This window comes from Hoylesella buccalis ATCC 35310 (assembly GCF_000177075.1).
GTDB classification, from domain to species: Bacteria; Bacteroidota; Bacteroidia; order Bacteroidales; family Bacteroidaceae; genus Prevotella; species Prevotella buccalis.
The window spans coordinates 1-18832 of sequence record NZ_ADEG01000086.1 but is presented as its reverse complement, the minus strand read 5'-3'; the positions used below and the strand labels follow the sequence as shown (position 1 = coordinate 18832).

At 46.5% G+C, this 18832-nt stretch carries 13 protein-coding genes and 1 tRNA gene; 4 read left to right on the top strand and 10 right to left on the bottom strand.

The window, feature by feature from the left end; all coding sequences use genetic code 11:
* Positions 1-410: 410 nt before the first annotated feature.
* The 3 genes from HMPREF0650_RS08640 to HMPREF0650_RS08630 form a co-directional block, all read right to left on the bottom strand.
* Positions 411-2129: a RagB/SusD family nutrient uptake outer membrane protein gene (locus HMPREF0650_RS08640; protein ID WP_004350078.1), complete on the bottom strand. Its 1719-nt coding sequence runs from the start codon at positions 2127-2129 to the stop codon at positions 411-413.
* Between the two features lie 28 nt (positions 2130-2157).
* On the bottom strand, positions 2158-5145 hold the full coding sequence (locus HMPREF0650_RS08635) for a SusC/RagA family TonB-linked outer membrane protein (RefSeq protein WP_004350077.1): 2988 nt from the start codon (positions 5143-5145) through the stop codon (positions 2158-2160).
* A gap of 760 nt (positions 5146-5905) precedes the next feature.
* Positions 5906-7699: an aminopeptidase P family protein gene (locus HMPREF0650_RS08630; protein WP_004350076.1), complete on the bottom strand. Its 1794-nt coding sequence runs from the start codon at positions 7697-7699 to the stop codon at positions 5906-5908.
* Between the two features lie 219 nt (positions 7700-7918).
* Here HMPREF0650_RS08630 and HMPREF0650_RS08625 point away from each other — a divergent pair, with 219 nt between their 5' ends.
* The 3 genes from HMPREF0650_RS08625 to HMPREF0650_RS08615 all read left to right on the top strand — a co-directional run bounded on the left by HMPREF0650_RS08625 (position 7919) and on the right by HMPREF0650_RS08615 (position 11133).
* Positions 7919-8911, top strand: coding sequence for a malate dehydrogenase (locus HMPREF0650_RS08625; protein WP_004350074.1), 993 nt, complete (start codon positions 7919-7921; stop codon positions 8909-8911).
* Positions 8912-9097: 186 nt separating this feature from the next.
* Positions 9098-9961, top strand: coding sequence for a DUF3737 family protein (locus tag HMPREF0650_RS08620; protein ID WP_211205583.1), 864 nt, complete (start codon positions 9098-9100; stop codon positions 9959-9961).
* Between the two features lie 2 nt (positions 9962-9963).
* Positions 9964-11133 (top strand): MalY/PatB family protein, encoded by a 1170-nt coding sequence (locus HMPREF0650_RS08615; protein ID WP_004350072.1) that lies wholly within the window; start codon positions 9964-9966, stop codon positions 11131-11133.
* Positions 11134-11252: 119 nt separating this feature from the next.
* Here the strand turns inward: HMPREF0650_RS08615 and HMPREF0650_RS08610 are convergent, their stop codons facing one another.
* From HMPREF0650_RS08610 to HMPREF0650_RS08580, 7 genes are all read right to left on the bottom strand, one after another.
* Positions 11253-11882 (bottom strand): outer membrane beta-barrel protein, encoded by a 630-nt coding sequence (locus HMPREF0650_RS08610; RefSeq protein ID WP_004350071.1) that lies wholly within the window; start codon positions 11880-11882, stop codon positions 11253-11255.
* 42 nt (positions 11883-11924) lie between these two features.
* A complete protein-coding gene (gene porN, locus HMPREF0650_RS08605) occupies positions 11925-12965 on the bottom strand; it encodes a type IX secretion system ring subunit PorN/GldN (RefSeq protein ID WP_004350070.1) in 1041 nt (346 codons plus the stop codon).
* A gap of 44 nt (positions 12966-13009) precedes the next feature.
* Positions 13010-14560, bottom strand: a complete 1551-nt coding sequence (gene porM, locus HMPREF0650_RS08600) for a type IX secretion system motor protein PorM/GldM (protein WP_004350069.1) — start codon at positions 14558-14560, stop codon at positions 13010-13012.
* A gap of 90 nt (positions 14561-14650) precedes the next feature.
* A complete protein-coding gene (porL, locus tag HMPREF0650_RS08595; RefSeq protein ID WP_004350067.1) occupies positions 14651-15454 on the bottom strand; it encodes a type IX secretion system motor protein PorL/GldL in 804 nt (267 codons plus the stop codon).
* Positions 15451-16899 carry a T9SS ring complex lipoprotein PorK/GldK gene (gene porK / locus HMPREF0650_RS08590; protein WP_004350066.1) on the bottom strand — a complete coding sequence of 483 codons (1449 nt, stop codon included), beginning with the start codon at positions 16897-16899 and terminating at the stop codon, positions 15451-15453. Before porK ends, porL begins: the two co-directional genes overlap by 4 nt.
* Positions 16900-16930: 31 nt before the next feature.
* Positions 16931-17947, bottom strand: a complete 1017-nt coding sequence (locus HMPREF0650_RS08585) for a PorP/SprF family type IX secretion system membrane protein (RefSeq protein ID WP_004350064.1) — start codon at positions 17945-17947, stop codon at positions 16931-16933.
* Between the two features lie 71 nt (positions 17948-18018).
* Positions 18019-18093 (bottom strand) — tRNA-Val (locus HMPREF0650_RS08580).
* 508 nt (positions 18094-18601) lie between these two features.
* Between HMPREF0650_RS08580 and HMPREF0650_RS08575 the strand changes: the two genes are divergently transcribed.
* Positions 18602-18832 (top strand): transposase (locus HMPREF0650_RS08575; protein ID WP_004350062.1); only part of this gene is annotated, 231 nt, incomplete at its 3' end.

Sequence of the window (18832 nt, the reverse complement as noted above, 5' to 3'; positions counted from 1 at the left end):
CTGTTTTAGACGCCTAAAACATGAGTAACAACAACAGCTACCTACATTTCACGCTTTAGGCTGTTATGCAAATATACGAAAAAAAATAGTGAAAAGGAAGAATATTTAAAATGAACTCATGAATTAATAGTAAATTCATGAGTTCATTCCGATTATACAGACAACTTATCCTGATGCTGTGTGACTTTTAAAATAAAGCAAGTTGATTATCGCCATTACCTTTTATATATACTCGGGAGATGCGTCATATATACATGAAAGATACTGGCGAACCCCAGCAAAGCCACATCGACGTGAGAATGTAACCATTGATGCTCAGCTCCGTGAATGGCTAACCGTGTCATAGAAACACACATTCACTGGGGCTTTGCAGGCAATCCACTAACAATCTTCACTCAGATTGATTTTACTCAATATCCAGGATTTTGCTTCAGATTCTTATTCAAGCTCATCACATCGTAAGGAATGGGATAGATGGTGGTATAACCTTGTGTATCATTCAGATAGTTTCCTGCTACAGCATTGTGCCACACACCTTCATACCGATCTTTTGTAGGCTGCGTGAAGATACCATATCGGATGGCATCCATACGACGCACACCCTCCCAAGCTAGTTCTTTCAAACGTTCATTCGAAATAACATTCAGTGTAAGAGAGGTCAATGCTGGGGCGCCAACACGTGCCCGAACAGTGTTGATGGCAGCCAATGCCGCACCCGTATTACCCAAACGATATTCAGCCTCGGCCTTTAACAGCAACGCATCTGCATAGCGCCACACCACAAGGTCATTGTTTGTAATACCATTTGTACTCGAAGTAAGGTCAAGTTGATACTTCTTCATGCGCGCTCCCGCACATTTCACGTCATGCGCGTTGGCACCTGCGGGGAAGTCAACCTGTGGCTTGAGTGGCAAATATTCAAGATCTTGTCCTGTAGCTCCATCCTCCACTGGTTTTCCCGTATCTTCCATGTAGTCCTTATCCGTATAATAGTTAAGCTTTAGGCGAGGGTCAACATCAGCCGTTCCATATCCATAAACATTCATGGCAAACACAGTGGCACAGGCACCGTTCCAAGCACTGTACCCGATAGCGCCCGCATGGTTGTAGTGCAATGAGCGCATTAAGTTATAATCATAATACCGGTAAGTCTTGTCATCATTAGGTCGTGTAAAGATGTTCTCCTTAGAGTTCTGGTTGCTAATGGTGAAATTGTCTGCATAGTTTGGCTGTAAAGTATAACCTAATGCTTCCAACTTTTCCACACAATATTTCACGGTTTCCCACGCATTACGCGCTTTCCCATCAACAGTGATACTTACCTTCTTACCCAACTCTGTAACATTCGCTCCTAGCGTTTCACTCACTGTATTATTCCCACTCATGTCATTGCCAACAAAAGCCTGATAACTAGTTGCCGATGTAGGATTGATGGTATATAAAGGTGAGTTCATCGCACACTTGACCAAGCACATGTAAACCACAGGTTTGGTAATGCGACCATAATATTTCCCTTCATTCTGACTCATGTCATCGGCCAAATGAGGCAAGCAGGCTTCAAGCTCAGATACAACAAACTTGAACACATCCGCACGATTACTCTGAACCACATCATTGGTATTAATTATAGATGATGTCACCAAAGGCACCTGTCCCCACAAGTCCATCAAATAATAATAGAAGATGGCACGCAAGGCACGCAACTCATACACATAAGTAGCAGCGTCTTCATTATTCTGTAACCCATTTAACTTATCGATGCCCTTATTACTTTGCCCAATAATAGTGTATATCTGATTCCAGATATTTCGATACATATCCACAGACGAATCGAAGTTGTGCAAAAAGAAATTTTGCCACTTACCGCCATCCACCCAGTCGCCTTGTCGGCCAGGTATCATTGATTCGTCACTTGAATATTGCTGCAGGGTGTGTATTGAACCCGCATCTTGCCCATAGATATAATTTTCAATAGACGAATAAACGTTGGCTACAGAATTCGCATAAATCAGCGTGGAAGACTTGAAAGCTTCTTCTTCACTAAATGCACTCTTCGGTGTTTCATCCAGTGAGCATCCCGACAACAGCGCCGTAGAAAGAAGCAATGTTCCAAATATATATTTTTTCATAATTTGATTCCTTTCTTATTTTAGACGGTTAGAAATTGACAGACACATTGAATGAGAATGTACGTACCAATGGATAGATTCGTTTATTATCAACACCCAGCGTCCCAGTTGTTCCTGTTCCTTCGTCTATACGACCCAATGACGCAGAGTTAATCATGGGCGTCAGACCGCTGTAACCTGTGAATGTACATACATTGTTGACAGCCAAGCCAAGATGAAGGTTCTGAATCCAATTCATCTTCAGCTGTTCTTTCGTGAATGTATAGCCTAAGTTGATATATTCGAAGTTCACATAGTCGCCTTTCTCCAACCAATAATCAGAGATCTGAATATCATGAATATTCTTTTCAGGTGCATTAGCCAATATGTTATAGGTCGGGAAGTTGTTCATGTTACTGTAAGTCATTGACGTTCCATTGTAAATCTTGTGACCAAAGGCACCGTTGAATTGCATGGTTAAATCCCAATTCTTGTAACTCAAGGTGAAATCCCAACCCAGATAAGCCTTGGGGATAGCCTGTCCGGCTACACGACGGTCACCAGCGTCACCGGTATCAATTTTACCATCTTTGACGATATCTTCCAGTTCATACTGACCTGTTTTAGAGATTCCGGTGCAATGAGGAATGTAGAATGTTCCTATCGGCTCGCCTTCAATCAGATAGGTAACACCTGTATTCTGTGTCAAGCCAGCGGATCCAGCGTCAGCTACTACAATGTGTTCGCTGGTTGTCAACTTCTGTCCTTTGTACGTTCCACTCAAAGAGTTGAGCTTGTTCTTTTGGAAAGAAAGATTCAGACCCGAGTTGAAAGTAAAGTCTTTCGTACGAACAATATCACCGCGCAGTCCAATTTCAAGTCCATTATTGGTCATTTCACCCATGTTAGCCAACAGGGTATTGTAGGTAAATGGAGGAACAGGAACGGTATAGGTATACAACAAGTCCTTTGTCTTAGAAGTGTACCAGTCTAGTGTTAACTTCAAACGACTGTCAAAAGCAGCAAAGTCCAAGCCCACGTCAAATGTATGCTTCACCTCCCATTTCAAGTCAGGGTTATCATTACTCTGAATGGCAAAAGTGGTTGTATTGGCGCCATTGTATGGCGTTACCCCATTGGGTTTATAGAGAGCCAGCGAATTGTACGGATCAATGGCATCCTGATTACCTGTCACACCGTAGCCAGCACGTAGCTTCAAGTTATCAATCCATTTAGCCTGTTTAATGAAATCTTCCTCTGATAGCACCCATGCCAACGATGCTGATGGGAACCAACCCCACTTATGCCCGCTGCCAAGCTTGGATGAACCATCTGCACGCACATTGACAGTTGCGATATATCGGTTAGCATACATATAATTGATACGAGCCATATACGAGTTCAGCATATATTCTTTTGACTCACTTTGGTTATCACCCCATGAAACATTGGCTCCAGCCTTCATGTTGTTCACACCAAAATAATTGGTTTCAAAGCCTCGCGCTTCAGAACTGTTCCAAAAGGTTTTATAACTCTGTCCTTCCACCAAAGCCAAAGCATCAATATGATGAGCGCCAAAATCCTTCTTATATGTCAGCTGAATGTTTCCCATCATATCCTGGCGTCTAACATTCTTTAAATAAGCCCAGCCATTGCCGTTGTCAACACCTTGTTTAATATTATTTGGGAGATAACGCTGATGCTCTATGTTCAACTTGGTGTAACTGCCGAACGCACTCAAGAACAATCCATCGAGCAATGTCCATGTTGCTTTGCCATGTACATTCTGATTACTCGCACTATATTTATTCAGAATCTCCAACTGCCCAAGGGGATTATATACTTCATTGGCCAAGTAATCCTCATCCCAGATGCCCTGTTCGTTCTTGCTTGTAGGATAAGTAGGATTATAAGCAGCTGCCGAGTAAAACATGCGGTACATGTCGTACTGCTGCTTACCCTTACGCTCACCAACTTGCAGCCCTAATTCCAACTTTAGTTTCTTGTCAAACCCAAACTGGGTAGCATCTAATTTAGCAGTGTAGTTTTCCATTCCCGACCCACGAACGGCACCCTGACGCTGTATATAACCCAGGCTCGCTCTATAATTTCCCTTATCATTACCCGATGAGAATGAAACATGATGATTCTGAGTTATACCCGTCGAACGCTCTACAGCATCCAGCCAATTGGTGTTAGCCTTCATATCGGTAAAGGTAAGGTTGCGTTCTTTCGCTAAGTTACGATAAGCTGAAGCGTCAAGCATTTCTATATTTTTAAATACAGAATTGATACCAATGGTTCCATTATAGCTGATATTCGAGAATCCGCTCTTGCCTCGCTTCGTAGCTACCACAATGACACCGGCAGCACCGCGCGAACCATACTGTGCAGTTTCAGATGCGTCCTTCAGGATGGTCATACTCTCTATATCGTTAGGTTGTAAAGCATTGAACATCGTCATGTCAGAGAATATTCCGTCAATGATGACCAACGGATCGTTACCACCTGAAAGAGAAGAGGTTCCACGGATGCGTACATTGGCTGTTCCCATGGGGTCGCCACCTGCACTACTGATCACCACGCCACTCACCTTGCCTTTCAATGCGTCGGTTGCGTCGGTCACAACGCCCTTGTTCATATCCTTTTCTCCCACACGGTCAATGGCACCCGAAACATTTCGTTTGGTTCCAACGGCGTAACCCACGACAATAATCTCGTCAAGATCGCGCCTGTCAGTTTCCATGGTCACATTGATTTGTGTTTGACCTTTCACGGCAATCTCTTGGGTTGCGTAACCCACATAGGTAAATACCAGTGTTGCGCTTTCTTTCACATTAGTCAAGCGATAGTTACCATCAATATCGGTAACCGTACCACCCTGCTCTCCTTTCACTTGGATGGTGGCTCCAATCAAGGGTTCACCTACCTCGTCTTTCACAGTTCCTTGAACCGTAGACTGAGCATAACTGCTCAGTGTGCAAAGCAGACTAAACAAGAAGAGCGTAGCTCCTCGAAAAAACTTTTGTTTACTCATATCGTATTAATTTAAGAATGTTTAGGTTTCACGTTTATACTGACTTACGCCAAACAGGGCACAACCTAATTTTAACTGTGCTTGTTATGATCAAATAGTGCATCCCATAGTATCCACGCTGTAAATATACATAGAATATTTGAAATATGAAAAAGATTTGTTCAAATAATTTCAAAAACATACACAGAATATGAGATAGATGACTACGATTAGTGGGGCATGGATTTTGATTACCCCGCACTGTCGATTTTCACTGAAATATCTTGACAATCGCCTTCTGAATACTCAAATATTTTGCACGAGTCCATCACATGGCCGCATATACGCCAAAAATACATATCGTTGACTGATAGCTCTTTACAGAACAACTACACCTTCGAGAAGCATCAAAAGCTATGTAAATGTACGAAAACTGTCCATTTTTCGGCTGCAAAAGCAATGAGGTGTCCTATCAAAGGCATTGAGTTTGAACATCAAACTCAATGCCTTTGTGCAGGAAAGTCAATACGATGATCATTTCAGCACCTAAAAGTGGCGAATATAGCGCATTTTAATTGCATGAAAAGTACCAGCATTTTCTAGAATCAACTTTTTGAGATACCTGTTTTTTGACCATAAAATCTGACAAAAACACAGATTCCAAATCACGATTCTCAGTGCTTTGAATGACCGATAATTGCCAACAACATGTCGTCATCACAACGCATGCAGAAGAACGAGTTGGTCAAAACTTTTGATGGCTGTCGGCACTCCTCTTGCCCTATATATTTTTGGTGGCTTCTGCCAGCCACTCGTTCTCCTCGTCAGAAAGATGGGGTGAGAGCTGCCGGTACACCTCGGCATGATAGGCGTTGAGCCATGCCTTCTCCTCCTCGAGCAGCATGTCCATGAGAATGGGCGTGGTGTCGATGGGTGCCAGCGTGAGCGATTCGAATTGTAGGAACGTGCCGAACTCGGTCTCATTGTAGGGGGTGACGAGCAACGTGTTCTCTATTCGCACGCCAAACTTGCCCTCCATGTAGATGCCCGGCTCATCGGTAACGGTCATGCCAGCAAGCAAGGGAGCTGGTCGCCATTCCATACGAATCTGGTGAGGGCCCTCATGCACGTTGAGATAGCTGCCCACGCCATGTCCGGTGCCATGCAAGAAGTTCATTCCCTCGCGCCACATGGGCTGCCGTGCCAATGCATCGAGCTGCGAGCCACACGCCCCCGAGGGGAATTTGCACAGCTCCAGTTGGATGTGTCCCCGCAGCACTAGCGTGTACACGCGACGCTGTTCGTCGGTCAGCTCACCCAAGGCGATGGTTCGGGTGATGTCGGTGGTGCCGTCCTGGTACTGCCCACCACTGTCTATCAGCACCAATCCCCGCGGCTCTATGCGTGCATCGGTAGCGGGTGTAGCCTCATAATGTACGATGGCGCCATGCTCCTCGTAGCCCACGATGGTGTCGAAAGACACACCCTTGAACAGATCTTGCTCGGAACGGAAGCCGGTTAGCTTCTCATCAAGCGACATCTCAGTCTGTCCACCAGCCTCAACGGCCGGCTTGAGCCATCGCAGGAATTTCACCATCGCTACCCCATCACGCACCATGGCGGCACGGAAGCCGGCAATTTCGGCTTGGTTTTTCACTGCTTTCAACAGGGGGATGGGACTGGTAAGAGGAAGAATTTTGGGGCCGCTCACCCCTTCAAAAAGATGATGGTTAATCTGCTGCGGATCCAATGCGATGTTATATTCGCCATAGCCAGCCAGCTCATCCTTGATCTGGTCATAGCCACTCACCTCCACACCTTCACCTTTCAGGTACGCTTTCACGTCGGGCGTGAGCTTGTCGGGGTCGATGAACAGGGTGGCTTTCGTGGTACTAATCAGCAGGTAGGCCACGAACACGGGGTTGCAATGCACGTCGGTGCCGCGCAGGTTCAGTGTCCAGGCAACGTCATCGAGGGCAGAAACTAGGGTACCATCAGCGTGTTGTCGGCGCAGGGCCTGACGAATGCGGGTCAGTTTGTCAGCAGTTCGCTCGCCTGCATACCGCAAGGGCTGAATCTGCACCGTGTCTTTCGGGATGTCGAGACGGTCTTTCCAGATGATTGCCAGTGGGTCCAGGTTCGTCCGAATGGTGATGCCGCCCCGATCACGCATGTCCTGTTTCATCTGCATCACAAATTGGTGTGCGTTCACCTGACCGTCCATACCGATTTCGGTACTGTCGCTTTGTTGAAGTTCGGTACCCAGCCAATCAGCTATGGTGGGCGTCTCAGGCAAGCCTTGCTTCATCAATTGGAACTCCGTTCCAGCCAGTTGGTTGGCCGCAGCGATGAAGTAGCGCGAGTCGGTCCACAGCGCAGCATTGTTCATTGTGACAACTGCCACGCCGGCCGAGCCATCAAAGCCTGATATCCACTCACGCCCTTTCCAATGATCGGGCACATACTCGCTGTTATGGGGATCGGTACTTGGAAAGATAAACGCGGCCAGTCGCTCACGTTTCATCACCTCTCGCAACGCTGAAAGTCGGTCTGCAATCTCTGTTTTCATAGTCATTCTGTTTTGTTTATTCTATCGCAAAGATAGTTTTTTGCTGGCACAGCAACAAATAAAATTCTTCAAATTGTCAAGCACGGATGACAAACAAAGCCAGTTTTAGAATAAATAACAAATTAAAAAGCAATTAAAGACCAGTATGTTCCCACTTTTTATTAACTTTGTGGTCACAAGCAATAGGACATATATAGTAACATTTATAAATATTCAAATTAAATTATGGCATTTTTGACAAACGAAAAATTGACCATCGTCGGCGCAGCCGGAATGATTGGTTCCAACATGGTTCAGACAGCATTGTCTATGGGTCTTACAAACAACATCTGTCTTTATGACGTATTCTCACCAGAGGGCGTGGCTGAGGAAATGCGCCAAAGCGGCTTCGATTCAGTGAACATCGTTGCGACAACAGACGTTAAAGAGGCTTTCACCGATGCCAAGTACATCATCTCTTCAGGTGGTGCTCCCCGTAAAGCAGGCATGACACGCGAGGATTTGCTCAAAGGTAACTGCGAGATTGCAGAGGGTTTGGGTAAGGACATCAAGAAGTACTGCCCTGATGTGAAGCATGTTGTGATTATCTTTAACCCAGCTGACCTCACTGGTTTGGTAACGCTTCTTTACTCAGGTTTGAAACCTTCACAGGTTACAACCTTGGCAGCTCTTGACTCTACCCGCCTGCAGAGCGCACTGGCAAAGAAGTTCAACGTGATGCAAACAGAGGTGAAGGGAGCCGCTACCTATGGTGGACACGGCGAGCAGATGGCCGTTTATGGCAGTCATGTTACCATTTCAGGCAAGCCCCTGACAGAGATTATCGGCACACCCGAGTTCACCAACGAGGAGTGGGAGCAGATGAAGAAGGACGTGACCAAGGGTGGTGCCAAGATTATTGAGCTCCGCGGACGCTCTTCTTTCCAGAGCCCAGCCTACCTGTCGGTAGAGATGATTCGCTCGGTGATGGGCGGTGAGCCATTCCGTTTCCCCGTCGGCACCTATGTAAGCACTGACAAATATGACCATATCATGATGGCCATGAAGACAACGCTCGACAAGACGGGCGCACACTATGAGGTTCCACAGGGTACAGATGAGGAGAACGCCAAGCTGGATGCCAGCTATGAGCACTTGTGCAAGATGCGCGACGAGCTGGTAACGCTGAACATCGTTCCGGCTATCTCGGAATGGTCGAGCATCAACCCGAATCTCTAAACGCTATCGTCTGAACAGACAGACAAACGCTTATCACAGAAGGATGCAGCCGTGAAGATGCTGCATCCTTCTTTTTATTTGTATCTCGGCTGACGAACACGCACGGGAAGAAAACAGTAGGAGTGCAGGGGCTATTCGGCTAATTATTGGTAACTTTGCACTTGAAACTAAACATGATAGATGAAAATGGAATTGATAAAAGGTAAAAAGTTTGGAGGCGAACGGCCGCTCTTCGGCATTCACGACACACGACTCGAAGATGTTACGATAACAGAGGGCGAGTCGGGAATCAAGAAATGCCACAACATAGAGGCCGACCACTGTCGCTTCATCGGCAAATATCCATGGTGGCATGTGGATCACTCGGTGATTACCAACTGCTATTTTGAGACCGGATCGCGCTCGGCGATATGGTATTCAAACGACATGATGATGAGCGACACCATCATTGACGCACCCAAACTATTTCGTGAAATGAACGGACTGAAGCTGGTTAACGTGCAGATTAACGATGCCGACGAGACTTTCTGGAAGGTAGACCACCTTACCCTGCGCAACGTGAAGCTGCACGACGGCACCTATCCGTTTATGTTCTGCAACCATGTGGATGTAGACGGACTGGAAAGTGACAGCAAATACGTGTTTCAATATGTGAAGGACGCCGTGATACGCAACGCCAAAATCACTACCAAGGACTCGTTCTGGGAAACCGAGAACGTCACGGTGTACGATTCGGAGCTGAACGGTGAGTTCCTCGGATGGCACTCCAAAAATCTCAAACTGGTGAATTGCCACATCACGGGCGAGCAGCCTTTGTGCTATTGCCAGGACCTCGTCTTGGAAAACTGTACGTTTGGGGCAGATTGCGACCGCATGTTTGAGGAGACGACCCTCGTGGCCGACATCCGCGGAGCGGTGACCAACATCAAGAATCCCACATCGGGACGCATCGTGGCCGACGCCATCGGCTCGGTGACCATCGACGAACATGTGTTGCAACCCAACAACTGCGAGATTATTGTACGCAACAAACCATCAAACAACAAATAAAGATGAAATACGATTTTGACGAGATTGTGAACCGCCGCGGCACCAACTCGGTGAAATGGGACGAGGCGAAAGAAGAGGGAGTGATACCCATGTGGGTGGCCGACATGGACTTCAAGGCTGCACCCTGCATCCTTGAAGCACTGAAAAAGCGTGTAGAGCATGGCGTGTTTGGTTACACCATCGTGCCTGACAGCTATTACGAGAGCATCATTTCGTGGTTTGAAAGGCGCCACCAATGGCACATCGAGCGCGATTGGATTATCTATACATCTGGGGTGGTACCAGCCATTTCGGCCATCATCAAGGCACTAACGGAGCCTGGAGACAAGGTACTGGTGCAGACACCGGTATACAATTGTTTCTTCTCGTCTATCCGAAACAATGGTTGTACGATCGCCGAGAATGCGCTGGTGCGCAAAGGCAACTCGTATGAAATCGACTTTGACGACTTTGAGAGACAGGCAGCAGATGAGAAGACAAAAGTGTTCTTGCTCTGCAATCCTCACAACCCAGCCGGACGAGTGTGGACACAAGAGGAGCTAAGCCGTATGAACGATATCTGTCTCAGGCATAACGTGAAGGTAATTGCTGACGAAATTCATTGCGAACTCGTCATGCCAGGTCACGTATTCACACCCTTTGCCGCTGTTTCCAAAGCGTGTCAGGACAATTGCATCACAACTAATTCACCCACTAAATCGTTCAATATTGCTGGATTACAAATCGCCAACATCATCACCAGCAATGCGGAAGACCGACAAAAGATTGACCGCGCCATCAATATCAATGAGGTGTGCGACGTGAATCCGTTCGGTGTAATCGCCCTGCAGGCAGCCTACAACGAGGGCGAGGATTGGATTGATCAACTCAATGTCTATCTCTGGGAGAACTACCAGGCACTGAAAACATTCTTCAAGGACAACCTCCCCCAACTCGAGGTCATCAACTTGGAAGGGACATACCTTGTCTGGGTAAATGTTCGGGCAACCGGCATGACTGGCGATGAACTGACTGAAAAATTGCTGAAAGAAGGGAAAGTCTTTGTGAATCGCGGCACCATGTACGGTAAAACCACAGGAGCAGATTACATCCGAATCAACATTGCCATGCCTCGCAGCCTCATGCTTGAAGGACTGAAACGCATGAAGGACGTGATAGACAAGAATATATAAGATGATGAATCACTAAGATAAAACAACAATAAAAGAAGCAAAAAGGGGAAGTTGCTGGTTGGCAACTTCCCCTTTTTGCCTCAATTGTCATCAGCAATCTATGCTGATGCGTGGTTTTCTTAGAAGAAATAGGCCACACCTACACGCCAAGAGTTGGCCTGGGTCTTGTGGTTTTCTACGCTTTCCTTCACACCTTTCCATGTAATGTCACCCGTCTTACCGACACCTACATTGTAGTTGGCTGTAACTTGGAAATGCGTGGCGATGGTCAAACCAAGACCTGCATTAACACTGAAGTTAGATGACTTCAATGTCCACTCAGCTGCTTGATCTTCAAAATCAGAGAGTTTCTTCACCTTATCACCAATATTGAAAGCAATCTGCGGACCTGCAAACACGAAAATATTGGCTGCGCTGCCCATCCCAATACTATATTTTACGTTCACAGGAACTATCAGTTGTTGCTGTTTCAGAACGGTATTGAACTTGTTGTTAACACCTTCAACCTTAGCTTCTTGCCTGTTGTACAATGCAGACAGGTCCAAACCAAGGCCAGGAGCAGGCAAACCCATTTTTAAAGTCGGACCAATGAAGAAGCCAGCACGATTGGATGTGTTGAAAACATCTTTGTCTAATGACATTTGACTGAGGTTCATACCTCCCTTGATACCTAACTTTACTTGTGCACTAACTGGTAAAACTGTTACCATGGCCATAACCATGATGAGTGAGATAATACTTTTTTTCATTTCTTTGTGTATTTATTTAAATAAGAAAAAATAATCAATCATTTAATGACGTTGTCGCCTAACGGTTACACGTGCAGGCGAACTGCTTGACGAAGAGGAAGTACGACGACTTCTACTACTCTTGACAGTCGTCTTCTTGCCGGCCGCTCTTCGATTACGTTTCACACGCTTCGACTTGACATCTTTAGGATTGAGCTTGGCTATGCTGTCCAAAGAGTCCTTGCGAGCCTGGTCTCCCCACATGTTTTTCTCAAAGAGTTTTATTTCCGCCTCAATGCGCTTCTGTGCGTTCGCCATGGCCGAATCGGTGGGATATTCTTGAGATAATGTTCGTCCCAACATGTTGTTGGTCTTGTAAATCTTTCCTTTATATAGGTTTTTGGTAAAATAGTCGTCCACACTCATCACGGCTGCATTGTTGAGGTTGCTCGTCATGATGGTCTGCTTGGACAGAAATGGAGCCAAATCTTCATACTTCACCCAGAACAAGGGATAGGATGTAGCACCATCACCGAAGTCATCTACCCGCTTCATAATGGGACATAAGGCCAAGACTTTGGTATGGAAAGTTGCCGTAGCTTGATCATAATAAGCACTTTCCTTGATGTAATAAGCGGTCACCTCACGCGAAGGAATATCACTATCATCGATACGAATGCCACGATCAGTGCGCTCATAGTAGACATGATAGTTGTCCAAAAACGCCAAGGGTTTCACCCTGGCAGAATCTTCGAACGTTTCATTACCATCCAATCGATATTCATACGCACGAATATTGCCTGTCATCATCAACTTGAAAATGTAGCAAAACAGGTTCATCTGCGTACCCATAGGCTCCACAGGATAGTACAAACCCGCATTAGCGTCTTGCGTTAAGTCAAGCTCACGATAGATGTCGCGCCGCCATACCACATCCTCAGTCATCTTAGCCTCAGTAGGATATGACAGTTGTGCACGCAAGCTAATCGTATTGGCGTTTGACTGTTGTGCGCGTTGTTGCTGCGCTCTTCGAGCCGGTGGCTGTGCGATGGCGAACTGAACGACACACAATAACAGGGATATGAATAATAATTTCTTCTTCATTTTATTTCTGATTATACAGCTTGTCGAGGTGATGTCACCCCTATTTATTTGACGATAATTTCCATAGACGCAGGCAGTCGACGGGTTAACCCATCAGGACCAACTGCCGTGACATGTGATATATAGAACCGACGATTACGAGACAGTTTACGGAATTCATTACGTTGGCGAGCCGAGAAGCGTGCTCCATCGGAAGTCATGGGAACGGCATTACCCATGCTGTCAAAGAAAACGGTTTCAAAACTAACCACCTTGAACTGGATATCCAACAAGCCATCATCGATGGCAGCGTTGATACCCGTGGCTCCCATCAAGGAGGCTTTGGCTAAACCGCCGCCCTTAAACCGATCGGTTCCCATGGCAATGTATGCAATAGGGTCAGGCAATTTGCGCACATGAAACGTGAATTTGCCCACCTGTCGTGACACACCATTATAATTGGACGACACTTGAATGGTGACATCTTTACCAACAGCGGTCGGACGAGCGATGTACTTACCAGCTCCTACTGACCTAAATCCTCCACCAGTCATCGATGCTGAAACGGATGTTAATGGCACACCAGGAATGCTAATGCTGATGGGATTCTCATAACCAGCGTACAATACGTTCATCAAGTCGGCCGACACGGTTGCGCTGGGCGCCACAACAGAATACTTTTGCGTGAAATCACGCCGTATCACATCGCCGCTTCCATTTCGCATTGTGATGTAACCACTGAACGAATGTTCGCCAACACCACCAGCAGTAAACTGGTAAGTATTGTTTCGTAAGTTTACTTTTCGTCCACCTATATATATTTCGGGTTGGCGAGTGGTATCCACTGCCGCCATAACAATCTGTGCAGAGAACCGGTCACCACTGACAACGGTGCGTGACTCGGGGATGACAAAGGCACTTAATTTATTGACACGAATGTCCTTGACGTCGACATTGGCCACGAGTGCGTGCAGCACTTCTCCCTCGGCATAGCGCACATCACTTTGCAATTTGGATAACATCGTAACGGCAGCCGACACGGGCATGTCTTCAAACATATATTCCTGCCAATTCTTACCCATGGCCTTGGCGCGTTTGGACAGTTGCGTTGTGAGGTTGCTCTCTATCGTCTTGCGCTGGTGTTCATCGGTTATCATCTTCAAAATTTGCTCTCGATAATGATTCACTCGCTCATAAAGCAGCTTTCCTTTGCCTGTCCCAGGGGCCAACATGACGTGCGAGGCGGCCTCAAGGTCATCCTTGTGTTTGATGTCGAACACGTTTCCGTCGGGACCGTCAGCCTCTTTGACGATGTTTTCCTTGAGCTGTTGCGCAAAATCATACAGCGAGTCACTCATACGTTTCACCGTCGTAGCCTTCTCAAACCACGCTTGCACCTTCTCTGGATTTGACTTGAACTGCTCTGAGAGCTGACGATAGATAGACACATTCTCCCTTGATGAGTTGTCCGTTGTACGGTTCAGGCTCTCCTCTACCACGGCGAATCCTTCTAAGACTTCGGTGGAAACGTTCAGAGCCAGCATTGCCATCAAGACGACATACATGAGGTTAATCATCTTTTGGCGCGGAGATAACGGTCTTTTCTTTATTGCCATGGTGAGTTGGTGAGTTCTTGAGTTCTTGAGTTTATAAGTTGGTGAGTTCGTGAGTTGATAAGTTTTTGAGTTCCTGAGTTGATGAGTTGTTTACTCTTGCGACGGCTCTAACCCAGGATTGGCTGCGCGCATGTTCACGGTCATGGCCTCAATCATGCGAGCATATATCTTGTTGAGCTGCTCAATCTGTTGTGCCATCTTCCGGGTCTGGTCATTGATTTGATCAATGGTGCCTATCTGCTGACTGGCACCTTTCAACTGCATTTCGTAAACTTTGGATATACCCGTCAACGTACGGTTCAGGTTTTCCATTTCCTCACTATCCCGGGTCAGTCTTACACTCTGCTCTGATACCTTCCCTAACGTCTCCGTCAATCGTTTCAGCGCATCAACATAGTTGTTTTGTGCTTCGGCCAAAGTCTGCAATTGCTGTCCATTCTCAACCTGTTGAACTTGACTTCCCAAGGGAACCTCTGCAGATACTTCCCCTACAGACTGCTCTGCAGCAGACGAATGTCCAACAACAGCGCGTCGTGGGGCTGAGGCAACAGGCCTTGATGTATTCACAGCTTGTGCGGGAGTCGTATCATAGTCATACGTTACCTGCCCCGTTTCCAAATACTCTTCCGTCACTCGCGTCGGGATGTCACGACCGTCAGCCGTTTTGTCAAACGGACGGTCAAAAGCCGAGAGAAAGAACACGAAGACCTCAGTTCCCATTCCTATGAACAACATGAGGTTGCCACCAGACAAGTGAGTAAGTTTGAACAAGGCTCCCAGGATAACCAATGACGCACCCCAACTGTAAGCATAGTTCAAGAACGTCTGCCCCGGAACACTGTCCATCCACTTTTGCAGACGATAAATCATATTGAATTTGCTATATCCACTCATTTTCTTTTGCCTTTCTTCTGTTTAGTACTGGTTGTGTTTGCCAAGCTGCGTACACATCGGAACCCGATGTACGAGCGAGGTTGATTTTGGTATTCCCACGTACGCCAAGCGCTTCTGATGTACGATTCTGGGTCTTTCCACGATCCGCCGCGTACACTTTTTTTCTTCAATTTGTACGGATCTTCCAACGCCGCCTTATACTCCAACTGCGGATTCAAATCGTTCATTGCATCGACACCCGCCTCATTATATATGGTACTCGTCCATTCAGCCACATTACCCGCCATGTCGTACAAGCCATTGGAATTAGCACCATAGATGCCGACCTTACTGGTAATGAGGTTGCCGTCCTTGGTATAGTTGCCACGGTCGGGCTTGAAATTGGCATAGAAGCAGCCCTCACCCGTGGCTACCGCCTCATTTTCCCAGGGGAACTCCGTGCCGTCCTTGCCACGAGCAGCATATTCCCACTCTGCTTCTGTTGGCAGACGATATCGTTGAATGTAACGAGCCTCGCCACCCAATCCTTTTAACAGATAATCGGTTCGCCACGCGCAGAAGGCGTTGGCCTGCTCCCAAGTAACGCCCACGACAGGATAATCGTTGTATGCCGGATTGCTGAAATAGTTACGGAGATAAGTTTCGTTGTCCGAATTTTGGAAATCATTCACCCAACAGGTGGTGTCTGGATACACGTTAACGATATAAGTATTGAGAAAATCCCATGGACCCGAGCGTGGTCGGTTGATGGTTTCGCTCACAATCTGTCCGTTGTCATCAACGTAAGCGGTGTCCTTGGAAATCATCACCACTTCGTCAGGATCAACGGTCAGGTCGGTATTCAGATTACGCTCTTGAGGCAACATTCTGTTTTTTCTCAAGGCAGCGGTCGTATAGTCGTACACCTCGTAGCGATAGTTGAGCTGCCGATAGTCGAGCAACTTCTCGCCCGTCACCGGGTTGGTGACATACATACTCTCCAAGGCGCGCTGCTCATCCTCATTCATCTTACGGGGAAGTGCTTTTTTCCAGTTCAGATGAGGCTTGACAGGGTCACCGTTTTTGTCCTCGGTAATAAGATAAGTCTCATCACCCGCATAAGCCGGATCGGCCAAACGGGTACGCAAGATACTGTCGCGAACCCAGGCGACGAACTGTTTGTATTCAGAGTTTGTCACCTCTGTTTCATCCATCCAGAACCCGTCTACAGAGATATCTTTCTGCGAAAACTGTTTGCCCCAAAGACTATCCTGCTTTTCAAGCCCCATCTTCAAATAGCCACGGCTTACCCGTGTCATTCCGTATGGCGTGGGTTCGGTGAAGGCCTTTCCGCCGACACCCACTACTTCGCCGCCTTTACCCAAAGAAGCAGACTTGCTACCGAAGCAACCTGTCAGCATCATCAAGCCTAACACGGCCAAGCCGAATATCATGTTTCTCTTCATATACCTGAATTTCATTTTTCCACGATGGTCATTATAGAAGTCTTACACTTTTGTGCTTGTTTCTTCCCTTCTTAGCCAGATTGACATCCATCTGGTAACCAACAAACAGTTCGTGACTGCCGTTGCCCGGTTGGATGGCCGAGGTGTACAACTCATAGCTATAACCCAGCACGATGCCATGAAAGCTACCGCCTGCCAAGAACGTGACAGAGTTGGTGGGACTATAGGCTATACCCCCGTACATCATTTTCTTCTCATGCTGATACACCAGGCGGGTTGTAAGGTCGCCACGGTAGGCTACCCCGTCTGTGCGAACCAACACAGAAGGTTGTATTGTAAGAAACGGATTTCTCAAGTGTATATTGTATCCACCTGTTAAATAATATGTAGGATCGATTTGTAATTGATTTTTCTCATTAAACTCAATGAGTGGTGAAGTTAGATGCAATGCCGACACGCCTACATACCATGACCGATGCGAATAATACACGCCCGCACCGAGATCGAGGGCATTTCCTTCGGCCTTTGTATTGATGAAGGCAGGGTCGTTGGCATCACCTAAATTGAGCCTGGTGCCGTCAAACGCCTCACTCAACAAGCCTGCCTGCGCGCCAACCGCAAGTCGACCTCCGAACAATTTGAAGCGAAGGGCATACTGCAAAGCCAAACGTTGATGGGTAAAAAGGCCAATCTGATCGTTCATCAGCTGCACACCTCCCCCATGATATGCCTTGAGAAAATAAAAAGGCATATCAGCAGCAGCATACATCGTTCGTGGGTTGTTCTTAAATCCAACGAAACTCATGGCGTAAGCCGCATTGATGTTGAGTTTGTTCTGTTTGCCCACAGAAGCAGGATTGAACGAGGGTTGCATGTCAAAATAATGACTGAACGCCACATCGTATTGCGCCCTTGCCGTCCCAACCATCCACAGCAGCAGACAGAGTAATGTGATTTTCTTGCATTGCACGTCTGCATAACGTACATTTTTACGTTTTATTGTCAAGACAGCGGGATGAAGTTGGAAGAAATGACAAACGTCTGACATACCATAACGTTCTACAGATGGGTTTATAAAAAAAAGCCTCGTTATTACTCAGAACAACAAGACTCTCGGTGTGGGCGTTGACGGATTCGAACCGCCGACCCTCTGCTTGTAAGGCAGATGCTCTAAACCAGCTGAGCTAAACGCCCATTCTTTATCCAGAATGTGGGTGCAAAGGTAGTTTGTTTTTGTGAAAACGCCAAACTTTTTTCCATATTTTTCATCCAATCCTGGCGCAGCTCATTCACGGAAGGGGCCTGTTGCGGAACGACAGATGATGCGGAGGAAGTAAACAAGACCATGAATGCCTGTGTTCATCGAGCCCTCCTGCGATTCGTTCCCTTCATGGGATTTAATGTAAAAACCATCGCTCCACAGAACGTTCGCCACATGATTTTTCACCCATAGAATGTGTATTATTTTTACCGAATAATGCCCCAAAAACGGCACTTGAAAACTTTCAAAATAGAAAAAATCAATAGGCCGGCAGGATGCAAAAATGAGTTGTTTTGAGAAGAATTATCGACTTTTAACCGAAAAGCAATGAGATTGGTGCATTAAAAGCATCACTTTGGCGCACAATCTACATGGTGAGACCTCTGCAAAACTCATTGTTCAAAATTTGCTCATTTCATCATATTTTTGTACCTTTATAGTATGAAACAACGTCCTTCTTCTCCGAGTTTTGCTGACCTAATAGTTGGTCATCGTAAGGTTAAACAGACCTTTTTCTTTCAAATTGATCAGATAATCGACTGGAATCCCATTCGTGGACTTATTGAAATTGCTTACACCAAAGGCAACCGTCCCACTGGTCGTCCAAGCTATGACAGCCTTGTGTTGTTCAAGACCGAGCTTCTTCGTACATGGTATGGCTTGAGTGACGGT

Coding starts and splice junctions, on each gene's coding strand:
- porM (WP_004350069.1), bottom strand. CDS start 14,560: ATGGCAATAAAGAAAAGACCGTTATCTCCGCGCCAAAAGATGATTAAC.
- HMPREF0650_RS08610 (WP_004350071.1), bottom strand. CDS start 11,882: ATGAAAAAAAGTATTATCTCACTCATCATGGTTATGGCCATGGTAACA.
- porK (WP_004350066.1), bottom strand. CDS start 16,899: ATGAAGAGAAACATGATATTCGGCTTGGCCGTGTTAGGCTTGATGATG.
- porN (WP_004350070.1), bottom strand. CDS start 12,965: ATGAAGAAGAAATTATTATTCATATCCCTGTTATTGTGTGTCGTTCAG.
- HMPREF0650_RS08630 (WP_004350076.1), bottom strand. CDS start 7,699: ATGACTATGAAAACAGAGATTGCAGACCGACTTTCAGCGTTGCGAGAG.
- porL (WP_004350067.1), bottom strand. CDS start 15,454: ATGAGTGGATATAGCAAATTCAATATGATTTATCGTCTGCAAAAGTGG.
- HMPREF0650_RS08615 (WP_004350072.1), top strand. CDS start 9,964: ATGAAATACGATTTTGACGAGATTGTGAACCGCCGCGGCACCAACTCG.
- HMPREF0650_RS08625 (WP_004350074.1), top strand. CDS start 7,919: ATGGCATTTTTGACAAACGAAAAATTGACCATCGTCGGCGCAGCCGGA.
- HMPREF0650_RS08585 (WP_004350064.1), bottom strand. CDS start 17,947: ATGTCAGACGTTTGTCATTTCTTCCAACTTCATCCCGCTGTCTTGACA.
- HMPREF0650_RS08640 (WP_004350078.1), bottom strand. CDS start 2,129: ATGAAAAAATATATATTTGGAACATTGCTTCTTTCTACGGCGCTGTTG.
- HMPREF0650_RS08635 (WP_004350077.1), bottom strand. CDS start 5,145: ATGAGTAAACAAAAGTTTTTTCGAGGAGCTACGCTCTTCTTGTTTAGT.
- HMPREF0650_RS08620 (WP_211205583.1), top strand. CDS start 9,098: ATGGAATTGATAAAAGGTAAAAAGTTTGGAGGCGAACGGCCGCTCTTC.